Annotated in this window: 8 protein-coding genes and 1 riboswitch; of the genes, 1 reads left to right on the forward strand and 7 read right to left on the reverse strand. The window is 71.9% G+C overall.

Annotated features, from left to right (window positions below; all coding sequences use genetic code 11):
* Window positions 1-122 precede the first annotated feature (122 nt).
* Window positions 123-2651, forward strand: a complete 2529-nt coding sequence (locus G3I53_RS15530; protein WP_164338224.1) for an ABC transporter permease — start codon at window positions 123-125, stop codon at window positions 2649-2651.
* Between the two features lie 77 nt (window positions 2652-2728).
* Here the strand turns inward: G3I53_RS15530 and G3I53_RS15535 are convergent, their stop codons facing one another.
* From G3I53_RS15535 to G3I53_RS15565, 7 genes are all read right to left on the reverse strand, one after another.
* Window positions 2729-4027, reverse strand: a complete 1299-nt coding sequence (locus G3I53_RS15535; protein ID WP_164338223.1) for a cyclopropane-fatty-acyl-phospholipid synthase family protein — start codon at window positions 4025-4027, stop codon at window positions 2729-2731.
* A 281-nt stretch (window positions 4028-4308) separates the two neighbouring features.
* Complete coding sequence (locus G3I53_RS15540; protein WP_164338222.1) at window positions 4309-5691, reverse strand: NAD(P)/FAD-dependent oxidoreductase; 1383 nt, start codon at window positions 5689-5691, stop codon at window positions 4309-4311.
* A 464-nt stretch (window positions 5692-6155) separates the two neighbouring features.
* A complete protein-coding gene (locus G3I53_RS15545; RefSeq protein WP_164338221.1) occupies window positions 6156-7112 on the reverse strand; it encodes a Ppx/GppA phosphatase family protein in 957 nt (318 codons plus the stop codon).
* Window positions 7109-7654, reverse strand: coding sequence for a DUF501 domain-containing protein (locus tag G3I53_RS15550; protein WP_164338220.1), 546 nt, complete (start codon window positions 7652-7654; stop codon window positions 7109-7111). Before G3I53_RS15550 ends, G3I53_RS15545 begins: the two co-directional genes overlap by 4 nt.
* 131 nt (window positions 7655-7785) lie before the next feature.
* Window positions 7786-8262: a septum formation initiator family protein gene (locus tag G3I53_RS15555; RefSeq protein WP_164338219.1), complete on the reverse strand. Its 477-nt coding sequence runs from the start codon at window positions 8260-8262 to the stop codon at window positions 7786-7788.
* Window positions 8263-8373: 111 nt separating this feature from the next.
* A complete protein-coding gene (gene eno, locus G3I53_RS15560) occupies window positions 8374-9654 on the reverse strand; it encodes a phosphopyruvate hydratase (RefSeq protein WP_164338218.1) in 1281 nt (426 codons plus the stop codon).
* A gap of 334 nt (window positions 9655-9988) precedes the next feature.
* A complete protein-coding gene (locus G3I53_RS15565; RefSeq protein ID WP_164338217.1) occupies window positions 9989-10690 on the reverse strand; it encodes a transglycosylase family protein in 702 nt (233 codons plus the stop codon).
* A 4-nt stretch (window positions 10691-10694) separates the two neighbouring features.
* Window positions 10695-10863, reverse strand: a riboswitch (cyclic di-AMP (ydaO/yuaA leader).
* Window positions 10864-11293 lie beyond the last annotated feature (430 nt).

The raw sequence follows: 11293 nt of genomic DNA on the forward strand, positions 1-11293 counted from the left end.
GCCCGTGGCTCCGCCGTGCCCCCGTGCACGGCCGCGCCCCCGTGCCCCAGCGCGCGGCGGGCTCCCGGGCCCCGCCCGCCCACGCTCCTTCGCCCTCACCGTCTGGACTCGAGAAGACACCCATGTTCCGTACCGCCTTGCGCAACGTGCTCGCGCACAAGGCCCGGCTCCTGATGACCGTGCTCGCCGTGATGCTCGGCGTGGCCTTCGTGTCGGGGACCCTGGTCTTCACCAACACCATTTCCGCCGCCCTGCAGAAGCAGTCCGCCAAGGGCTTCGACCACGTCGACGTCGCCGTCACGCCGGGCTGGAAGGACGCCGAGGGCGACCGGGTCGGCGAGGCGCGCGAGCTGACCCGCGCCCTGGTCGACACGAGCGCCGAGGTGCCCGGCGCCGAACAGGCCATCGGGATCGTCACCGGCTTCACCGCGCTGGCCGGCAAGGACGGCGAGCTGATCGGCGACGACTTCCAGTCCCAGGGCGGCAACTACTGGGGTCCCGAGGACCCCCGGTACCCGCTGACCGCGGGCCGCGCGCCGCAGGGCGAGGGCGAGATCCTCATCGACTCCGAGACGGCCCGGCGCGCCGGGTACGAGGTCGGCGACACCGTCCGCATGTCCGTCGACGGCCCCGTCCTGGAGCCGGTCGTCGCCGGGATCTTCACCACCGACGACGGCAATGTCGCGGCCGGCGGCAGCCTCGCGCTGTTCGACACCGCGACCGCGCAGAAGCTGTTCGGCAAGACCGGCACCTTCGACGAGATCGCCGTGAAGGCGAAGGCCGGCGTCAGCGACACCGAGCTGCAGGCGCAGCTGGAGAAGGTGCTGCCGGCCGGCGCCGTGGAGCTGCGGACCGGGACCGAACTGGCCGACGCCCAGGCGGAGATGATCGCCTCCTCGATGAGCGGTCTGAAGCAGGCGCTGCTGGTGTTCGCCGGTATCGCGCTGTTCGTGGGCACCTTCATCATCGCCAACACCTTCACCATGCTGGTCGCCCAGCGCACCAGGGAACTGGCCCTGATGCGCGCCGTCGGCGCCTCCCGCCGGCAGATCACCCGGTCGGTGCTGATCGAGGCGTTCGTGGTGGGCACCGTCGCCGCCGTCGCCGGCCTGCTCGCCGGTGTGGGCATCGGCGCCGGGCTGCGCTCCCTGATGGGCGCGCTGGACGCCCCGATGCCCGACGGGCCGCTGGTGATCAGCCCGGGCACGGTCGTCTCCGCGTTCGCGGTCGGCATCCTGGTCACCATGCTCGCCGCCTGGCTGCCGGGCCGCCGGGCCGCGAAGATCCCGCCGGTGGCCGCGATGAGCGCCGTGCACGCCAAGGCGACCACCAAGTCGCTGGTGCTGCGCAACACGCTGGGCGCGCTGCTCTCGGCGGCCGGTGTCGCCGTGGTCCTGGTGGCCACCACCATGGACGGCTCCTCCGGCCAGGCCCCGATGGGCTTCGGCGCGGTGCTGCTGATCATCGGCGTGTTCGTGCTGACCCCGCTGCTGTCCCGTCCGCTGATCGCCGCGGCCGCTCCGGTGCTGCGCGTGTTCGGGGTGTCCGGGAAGCTGGCCCGGCAGAACTCGGTGCGCAACCCGCGCCGTACGGCGGCCACCGCGTCCGCCCTGATGATCGGGCTCACCCTGATCACCGGGATGACGGTGGCGGCGGGCAGCCTGCAGAAGTCCATCGACAAGATGGCGGCCTCGGCGATCGAGGCGGACTACGTGGTGTCCATGGCGAACGGCAACGCGCTGTCCCCGGACGTCGAGAAGAAGCTGAAGCGGGCCGACGGCGTCACCGCCACCAGCCCCATGCGCAACGCCGTGTCCCGCATCGACGGCCGGACCGAGTACCTGACCGCCGTCGACGGCGCCACGTTCGGCGAGCTGACCGCGTTCGAGGTGGCCTCCGGTGCCTTCGAGGTCGGCGACGCGCGGGTGGTCGTGGACGACGACACGGCGAAGTCCTACGGCTGGAGGACGGGTTCGGAGTTCACCGCCGCCTTCGAGGACGGCAAGAAGGAGCGCCTCACGGTCGCCGGTGTCTACCGGGGCAACGAGATGATCAGCGGCATCATGATCGACGCGGCGACGCTCGCCCCGCACGAGTCGGAACCGGCCGACATGCTGGTCATGGTCAAGACGGCCGACGGCACGTCCGACGCGGCGAAGGAGTCGCTGGAGAAGGCCCTGGGCAGCAACCCGGGCATCAAGGTCCAGGACAAGAAGGACCTCTCCGACGAGATCGCGCAGATCTTCACCGTGGTGCTGAACATGGTCTACGGCCTGCTGGCGATGGCGGTGATCGTGGCGGTCCTCGGCGTGATCAACACGCTGGCGATGTCGGTGTTCGAACGCGCGCAGGAGATCGGCATGCTGCGGGCGATCGGCCTGGACCGCCGGGGCATCAAGCGGATGGTCCGGCTGGAGTCCCTGGTGATCTCGCTGTTCGGCGGGGTGCTCGGCATCGGCCTCGGAGTGTTCTTCGGCTGGGCGGCCGGTGAGCTGATGGGCACCCGCATGGACACCTACGAACTGGTCCTGCCCTGGGGCCGGATGGGCGTCTTCCTGGCGCTGGCCGCCGTGGTGGGCGTACTGGCCGCGCTGTGGCCGGCGCGCCGGGCGGCCCGGCTGAACATGCTCCAGGCGATCAAGTCCGAGTAGCGGCCGTACCCGGCCGGCGTGACGCGGGCCCCGTTCCGGGAGGGACGGGGCCCGTCGGCGCGTACGGGGACGGCGCGTCAGTGCCAGGTGCGGGCGCGCAGCGGCAGCCCGGACGCCCCGGACTCCGGCGTCTTCACCGCGAGGACCTGGTTGACGCCGATGCGGTTCTTCTCGAAGGCGAGCGCGGAGGCGGCCATGTAGAGCCGCCAGACGCGGGCCCGGCCCGGGCCGGCCAGACGGGCGGCGCGGTCCCAGTGCGTCTCCAGGTTCTCCACCCAGCGGCGCAGGGTGAGCGCGTAGTGCTCGCGGATCGACTCCACGTCGCGCACCTCGAAGCCGGCGCGCTCCAGCAGGCCCACGGTGGTGCCGACGGGGGCGAGTTCGCCGTCGGGGAAGACGTAGGCGTCGATGAACGGGTCCAGGTCGTAGGCCCCCTCGTCCCGCTCGGGGCGGCGGGCGATCTGGTGGTTGAGCAGCCGCCCGCCGGGCGCCAGGAGGCGGTGCAGGTGGCCGGCGTACTCCAGGTAGCGGGGGGAGCCGACGTGCTCGGCCATGCCGATGGAGGAGATCGCGTCGAAGGGGCCGTCGGCGACGTCCCGGTAGTCCTGCACCCGGATCTCCACCCGGTCGGCCAGGCCCTCCTCGGCGACGCGTTTGCGGGCGTGGGCGGCCTGTTCCTGGGAGAGGGTGATGCCGACGACGGCCACCCCGTGTTCGCGGGCGGCGTGCAGGGCCATGGATCCCCAGCCGCAGCCCACGTCGAGCAGCCGCTGACCGGGCTTCAGGGCCAGTTTCCGGCAGACCAGTTCCAGCTTGTCGTGCTGGGCCTGTTCGAGCGTGCCCCGCGGGGGCGGGGCGGACCAGTAGGCGCAGGAGTACACCATCGACGGGCCGAGGACGAGTTCGTAGAAGTCGTTGCCGACGTCGTAGTGGTGGCTGATGGCGCCCCGGTCGCTGCGTCTGGTGTGCAGGCCGCGGCGGGGGCGGCGGGCCTCCTCGGCGGGCCGGGCGGGCGGCAGCGGGGGCCCGGCCAGGGCGAACAGGCCCCGGACGGCGGAACGGAAGGCGGGGTCGCGCAGGGAGCGGGCGAGGCCGGGGGCGTCCTCGTCGCGCTCCCAGACCAGCCCGGCGAGCAGGTCCAGGGCGGCGTAGAGGTCGCCCTCCATGTCGAGGTCGCCGGCCACCCAGGCGCGGGCGAGACCGAGTTCGCCCGGCTTGAACAGCAGGTGGCGCAGGGCCCGGCGGTTGCGCACCACGAGGGTGGGCGCGGACGGGGGGCCGGCCTGGGAGCCGTCCCAGGCACGGATACGGACGGGAAGCGGTGTGCCCAGCAGCTGTTCGACGTGGACCTTCAGCCGCGGCGCGGCGTCAGCCATGGTCTGCACCTCCGTGACAGGGAATCCCGGAATGTCGTCACCACGTAAACACTCGCGGGGCGGCTTGGCAGCCCCCGGCGCGCGTCTCGACGGGGCAAACGCCGCCGGGAGGGGCGCCTGTTCCCTCCCCCGGCGCATCGGCGGGGGAGGGCGGTGCGGCCGCGGGGTCCCGGGCATGCCGAAGGGGCCGCCCGCACCACGGATGGCGGGCGGCCCCTTCGGGGGTCACTGCTGCGGCTGCCGGCCGTCCCCCGGGACGGGGTGCGGGCGGGGCACGCGGGTCAGGAGGCCTTGGCCTCGGTCTTCTTCGGCTCGGCGGCGGCCACCGGGGCGGGCTTGGCCGCCTCGTAGAACTCCTCGCGCGGCGACTCGATCGCGCCCAGGGAGACGACCTCGCGCTTGAGGAACATGCCGAGGGTCCAGTCGGCGAAGACGCGGATCTTGCGGTTGAACGTCGGCATCGCCATGCCGTGGTACGCGCGGTGCATGTACCAGGCGAGCCGGCCCTTGAGCTTGATCTTCATCTTGCCGACGACGATCATCGCGACGCCCTTGTGCAGGCCGAGGCCCGCCACCGCGCCCTTGTTGGCGTGGCTGTAGGGCTTCTGCGGGAAGCCCCGCATGCCGGCGATCACGTTGTCGCCGAGGACCTTGGCCTGGCGCAGCGCGTGCTGGGCGTTCGGCGGGCACCAGGCGTTCTCGTTGCCCGCCTTGCGGCCGACGAGGTCCGGGACCTGGGCGTTGTCGCCCGCGGCCCAGATGTAGTCGGTGCCGGTGACCTGGAGGGTGGGCTGGGTGTCGACGTGGCCGCGCGGGCCCAGCGGCAGGCCGAAGCGGGCCAGCGCCGGGTTGGGCTTGACGCCCGCGGTCCACACGATGGTGTTGGAGTCGACCTCCAGGCCGTTCTTCAGCACCACGTGGCCGTCGACGCAGGAGTCCATCGACGTGGACAGGTAGACCTCGACGCCGCGGCTCTCGAGGTGCTCCTTGCCGTACTGGCCCAGCTTGGGGCCGACCTCGGGGAGGATCTTGTCGGCGGCGTCGACGAGGATGAAGCGCATGTCCTCGCGGGACACCGTCTTGTAGTACTTGGCCGCGTCCCGGGCCATGTCCTCGACCTCGCCGATGGTCTCCGCGCCCGCGAAGCCACCGCCGACGAACACGAACGTGAGCGCCTTGCGGCGGATCTCCTCGTCGGTGGTGGAGTCGGCCTTGTCGAGCTGTTCGAGGACGTGGTTGCGCAGGCCGATGGCCTCCTCCACGCCCTTCATGCCGATGCCCTGCTCGGCGAGGCCGGGGATCGGGAAGGTGCGGGAGACCGCGCCGAGCGCGATCACCAGGTAGTCGAAGGGCAGCTCGTACGCCTCGCCGACCAGCGGGGCGATCGTGGCGACCTTGCGGTCCTGGTCGATGGTGGTGACCCGGCCGGTGAGGACCTCCGCCTTGGGGAGCACGCGCCGCAGCGGGACGACGACGTGTCGCGGGGAGATGTTGCCGGCGGCGGTTTCCGGGAGGAAGGGCTGGTAGGTCATGTACGACCGCGGGTCGACGACGGTGACGGTCGCCTCGCCGTAACGCATCTTCTTCTGGATGCGCCGAGCTGCGTACAGGCCTACGTACCCACCGCCTACTACGAGGATCCTGGGACGCTCCGTGGTGCTCATGCCATCGAGTATCCACCCGCCCGAGGGGGGTACCTCGTGCGCCCCTTCACAAGCTCGGACAGCCCTTGTGTTACACTCCGCGGCTCCTGTGATCGAGAACATGGCCGCGATCGTGAACCCGTCCCGCCGCCGCCACGTTGTCAATGCCGCGTGAGCTGCCTCTCCGTCGGTCCGGAACCCTCGTGAGGACCCTCGCGCAGGCGTCCCGACGCCCTGCCGGGCCCGTCCTGCGGCCGCCTTCTGAACATGTTCAAACGGGGGTCGAGCCCCCGAAAGGGCCAACCGGCCCCCATTCTCCGCCCGAGCGGGCCCATTTCCTTGTGAAGAACTTCACGAACTTTCTCGCGACGAGCCCGCCCGAAGCCCTCCCAGGGGCTCCCACCAGCGCTCGCCCGCTCCCGGCCCCGCTCGACGGAGCACCCCGGGCGGCCGGCACACCGGGGTGCGCCGGCCGCCCGCGCGCCTCAGCGCGGGCCGTCGGCGGCCAGGGACCAGGCGATGCCGTCCAGGATGTCGTGCTCGCTGGCGACGACCTCCCGGGCGTCCACGCGCTCCATCACGGCCAGCAGCACCAGGGCCCCCGCGGCGATCACGTCGACGCGGCCCGGGTGCATGGAGGGGACCGCGGCGCGTTCGGCGTGCGTCGACCGCAGCAGCCAGTCACTGATCTCCCGGACCCGCTCGCGGGAGATCCGGGAGTGGTGGATGGCGGCCGAGTCGTAGCCGGGGAGGTCCTGGGCGATCGCCGACACGGTGGTCACCGAACCGGCCAGCCCGACCAGGGTGTGCGCCTCGCGCAGCGGGACCGTCTTCTCCGCGAGGTCCAGCGCGGACTCGATGTCGGCGCGCATCGCGGCGACCTGACCGGCCGTCGGCGGGTCCGTCACCGCGCCGTCGCGCACCAGGTGCCGCTCGGTCATCCGCACGCAGCCCACGTCGACGGAGCGGGCCGCGCGGACCCGGTCGTCGCCGAGCACGAACTCCGTCGAGCCGCCGCCGATGTCGACCACCAGGAACGGACGGCGCAGGTCGGTCCGCCCGGTCAGCTCCTTCGTGGCGCCCGTGAAGGAGAACGCGGCCTCCTGGTCGCCGGTGATCACCTCGGGCTCCACGCCCAGGATGTCCACCACGCCGCGCACGAAGTCGTCGCGGTTCTCCGCGTCCCGGGAGGCGGAGGTGGCGACGAAGCGGGTGCGTTCCGCGCCGTGCCGCCCGATGATCTCCGCGTACGCGCGGCAGGCGGCGAAGGTGCGCTCCAGCGCCTGCGGCGCCAGCCGGCCCGTGCGGTCGACGCCCTCGCCGAGCCGCACGATCGTCATGCGCCGGTCCAGGTCGGTCAGTTCACCGGTCCCGGGGTGCGCGTCGGCCACCAGCAGACGGATCGAGTTCGTACCGCAGTCGATCGCGGCGACCCGGCTCACCGGGCGCCCTCCTGCTCCGCGGCCGGGCTCTCCGCCGTGACGCACGGGCCCTTGCGCCACCACTCGGGCAGCATCGCCAGCGCCTCGTCGCCCAGCGGGTTGACCCCGGGGCCGGCGGCCAGCGAGTGGGCGACCAGCACGTGCAGGCACTTCACGCGGTCGGGCATGCCGCCCGCGCTGGGGAAGTCCTTCAGCACCTCGATCTCGTCGCGGCGCCGGATGTAGTCCTCGTGCGCCGCCCGGTAGGCCGCCGCCAGCTCCGGGTCGGTGGCCAGCCGCTCGGTCATCTCCTTCATCACGCCGTTCGCCTCCAGCGTCCCGATCGCCGAGGAGGCGCGGGGGCAGGTCAGGTAGTAGAGCGTGGGGAAGGGGGTGCCGTCGGGCAGCCTCGGTGCCGTCTCGACGACGTCCGGCTGCCCGCAGGGGCAGCGGTGGGCGATCGCGCGCAGTCCGCGCGGGGGCCGGCCGAGCTGCTGCCGGAAGGCCGCGACGTCCGCGTCGGTGGGCTCGGTGCGCGGCGTCGTGGGCGGAGGAGTGTCCATCGTTGTCTTTCTTCGGGATGTCACGGGTGCCGGGCCGCCGGGCGGCGGCGGTCACGGGGCGGGATCACCGGCCGGCGGCGGCGGTCACGGGGCGGGATCACCGGCCGGCGGCGGCGGTCACGGGCGCGGGGTCACCGGCCGGCGGCGTCGGCCTTGTCGACCCCGTCCCAGACGTTCGCGTACCAGGGGCGGTCGGCGGCCCGCGTGTCGGTGCGCGACTGCTTCGCCGGGCCCGGGTCGACGACCACGAAGCCGGTCTCGCCCGGCATGACGTAGTGCAGCCGGCGGCGGATCTCCTGCTCGGCGTAGGCGTCGTCCTGCCAGCGCGCCTTCAGGTCGCGCAGTTCCTCGACGCGCTGCCGGGCCTCCTCCTGCTGCCGCTGGAGGTCGGCGATCTCGGCACGCTGGGAGACGTACTGCCGCATCGGGTAGGCGAGGGCCACGATCAGCGAACAGACCACCAGGGCGAGCAGCGCGGCCCGGCCGGTGAGCCGGGAGCGGCGCGCCTGCCGCTTGGTCTGCGAGCGGTACACCCGGGCCGCGGTCTGCTCACCGAGCAGCCGGATCCTGGTCGCGGTGGAGAAACGGTCCCGGTCCTTCACCGCCATGACTCCGCCTCCGGTTCGCCGTCGTCCGTGGGTCTGCGTGCGTACGTCCCCGCACACGGTACGGGACCGGGCACGGGGACGTGACGACGACGCTTCCTACGGGGCGGGCGCTCAGCCCTTGAAGCGGGGGAAGGCGCTGCGGCCGGCGTACACCGCGGCGTCGTCGAGGATCTCCTCGATGCGCAGCAGCTGGTTGTACTTGGCGACGCGCTCGGAGCGGGCCGGGGCACCGGTCTTGATCTGGCCGCAGTTGGTGGCGACGGCCAGGTCGGCGATGGTGACGTCCTCGGTCTCACCGGAACGGTGCGACATCATGCACTTGAAGCCGTTGCGCTGGGCCAGCTCGACGGCGTCCAGGGTCTCGGTGAGCGAGCCGATCTGGTTGACCTTGACCAGCAGGGCGTTGGCGGCGGCCTCGTCGATGCCGCGGGCCAGGCGCTCGGGGTTGGTGACGAACAGGTCGTCGCCGACGAGCTGCACCTTGTCGCCCAGCTTCGCGGTGATGGTCTTCCAGCCGTCCCAGTCGTCCTCGAACAGCGGGTCCTCGATGGACACGAGCGGGTACGCCTCGACGAGCTCGGCGTAGTACTCGGTCATCTCGGCGGCCGTGCGCTCCTTGCCCTCGAAGACGTAGGCGCCGTCCTTGTAGAACTCGGAGGCGGCCACGTCGAGGGCGAGGGCGATCTGCTCGCCGGGGGTGTAGCCGGCCTCCTTGATCGCCTCCAGGATGAGGTCGAGGGCCTCACGGTTGGAGCCGAGGTTCGGGGCGAAGCCGCCCTCGTCGCCGAGGCCGGTGGCCAGGCCCTTGCTCTTCAGGACCTTCTTCAGCGTGTGGTAGACCTCGGTGCCCCAGCGCAGGGCCTCGGAGAACGACTCCGCCCCGATGGGGGCGATCATGAACTCCTGGATGTCCACGTTGGAGTCGGCGTGCGAGCCGCCGTTCAGGATGTTCATCATCGGCACCGGCAGCAGGTGCGCGTTGGGGCCGCCCAGGTAGCGGAACAGCGGCAGGTCGCTCGCCTCGGAGGCGGCGTGGGCGACGGCGAGGGAGACGCCCAGGATGGCGTTGGCGCCGAGGGAGCCCTTGTTGTCGGTGGCGTCCAGGTCGAACATCGCCTGGTCGATCAGGCGCTGCTCGGTGGCGTCGTAGCCGACGAGCTCCGGGCCGATCTGCTCGATGACGGCCAGGACGGCCTTCTCCACACCCTTGCCCTGGTAGCGGTCGGGGTCACCGTCCCGCAGCTCGACGGCCTCGAAGGCACCCGTGGAGGCACCGGAGGGGACGGCGGCACGACCCGTGCTGCCGTCGTCGAGGCCGACCTCGACCTCGACCGTGGGGTTGCCTCGGGAGTCCAGGATTTCCCGGGCTACGACGACGTCGATGGACGGCACGAGCATCTCCTTCTTGGATGTGACGCGTGGGCAGGGCCTCGGTGGCTCTGCGAGACCGAGCCTAACCGGCTCCGGGCGATCGGCCATCCGGCCGCCCACCCCATGGACATCCGTGGCTCGCGCCCGGGGATGCCGCGGGGACAGAGCAGAGCTTAGATTGTTTCTTCGCGGAACAAAGAAGGTTCCGCCAACCGTGACCGGAAAGTGCCCGGGACCGTTCCCCGCGAAGGAGCCCCGCAGGGAGCCCGGACATGACCCCGCCCCGGTGCGTACGGGGGAACACGCACCGGGGCGAGGAGCCCGTGGGGGGAGTGGAGGGCCTGCGGCCGCTTCCTTACTTCAGGTGCAGCTGCTGACCCGGGTAGATCAGGTCGGCGTCCTGGACGATGTCGTCGTTCAGCTCGAACAGCTCGGACCAGCCGCCCTTGACGTCGTGCTCCTCGGCGATCGAGCTGAGGGTGTCGCCCTTGACGACCTTGTACTCGCCGTCGCCCTTCTTCACCTTCTTGCCGGTCGGCGTGGTGACGGTCTTCTTCTGGGCCGGACGCTCGGCGGAGCGGGACGACTTCTGCCCGGCGGAACGGTCGGCGCCGGTGTCCTGCTTCGGCGCGCTCTGCTGCGAGCCGCCGCCCTGGTTCTGGGTGGAGCCGCCACCGGTGTACGCGGCGCCGGACAGGCCCTTGCCGCACACCGGCCAGGCACCCTTGCCCTGGCCCGCGAGGACCTTCTCGGCGATCTCGATCTGCTGGGCCTTGGTGGCCTGGTCGGCGGTGGAGGCGTACTTGGTGCCGCCGTAGCCGGCCCAGGTGGAGGCCGAGAACTGCAGACCGCCGTAGTAGCCGTTGCCGGTGTTGATGGACCAGTTGCCGCCGGACTCGCACTGGGCGACGGCGTCCCACTCGGCGGCGGTGGCGGCGGAGGCGTTGCCGGCCGCCATCAGCGGGGCGGCGACGGCGGCGCCGGTCACACCGGCGATGGCGATGGCGCGAGTGGCCTTGGACGGACGACGGTGCTTGCCCTTGCCGGAAAACAGCATGGTTGGATCCCCTCACCGACGCCTACGAGGTGAGCTGTCGGGTTCGGGCCGGTTGAGTTGCCCGGCCACGCCCCTCACGGGACGCGGCTTCACCCCAAGCCGCATTCGGTGTCAACCACCGGATCCGGCACTTACCTTGGGTCCCCCGCTCCTGCCTACGGCGCATGACGCGACGACTGTTCCCGTGCTGCCACTGGCAGGATTCGGCGTGGCGGCAGCCGGGGCCCGCGATGGCGAGCGGTCCTGACCGTAGACACGCGTCCGGCGGAATTTCAAAGACGATCACGGCTTCTGAGACCTATGTCTCACAAACTTTAAACCAGACATTCAGTGCGAATCATGACGCCAACTGCCCTCATCCGGAGGGCCTTTCGCCCGCCCCTTTCGCCCGGAACGCCCCCGGTCGAAAGCGTCCGACCGGGGGCGTTGCGGAGCAAATGGACTGCCGGACCTACTGGTTCCACCCGGACAGCGAGCCCGCCCCCGGCGCGGACGGGGAGGCGTCGGGCGCGGCGGAGGGTCCGGCCGGGGCGGAGGGCGCGGACGGCTCGGCGACGGACCACAGCCCCGCCACGCCGCTCACGCCCGCCGCCGCGTCCAGCA

Origin of the sequence: Streptomyces sp. SID14436 (genome assembly GCF_010548465.1) — a bacterium.
Taxonomy (GTDB): domain Bacteria; phylum Actinomycetota; class Actinomycetes; order Streptomycetales; family Streptomycetaceae; genus Streptomyces.

Bases quoted from the DNA above. Each gene is read 5' to 3' on its own strand.
- G3I53_RS15530 (WP_164338224.1), top strand. From the start codon at position 123: ATGTTCCGTACCGCCTTGCGCAACGTGCTCGCGCACAAGGCCCGGCTC.
- G3I53_RS15535 (WP_164338223.1), bottom strand. From the start codon at position 4,027: ATGGCTGACGCCGCGCCGCGGCTGAAGGTCCACGTCGAACAGCTGCTG.
- G3I53_RS15540 (WP_164338222.1), bottom strand. From the start codon at position 5,691: ATGAGCACCACGGAGCGTCCCAGGATCCTCGTAGTAGGCGGTGGGTAC.
- G3I53_RS15550 (WP_164338220.1), bottom strand. From the start codon at position 7,654: ATGGACACTCCTCCGCCCACGACGCCGCGCACCGAGCCCACCGACGCG.
- G3I53_RS15555 (WP_164338219.1), bottom strand. From the start codon at position 8,262: ATGGCGGTGAAGGACCGGGACCGTTTCTCCACCGCGACCAGGATCCGG.
- G3I53_RS15565 (WP_164338217.1), bottom strand. From the start codon at position 10,690: ATGCTGTTTTCCGGCAAGGGCAAGCACCGTCGTCCGTCCAAGGCCACT.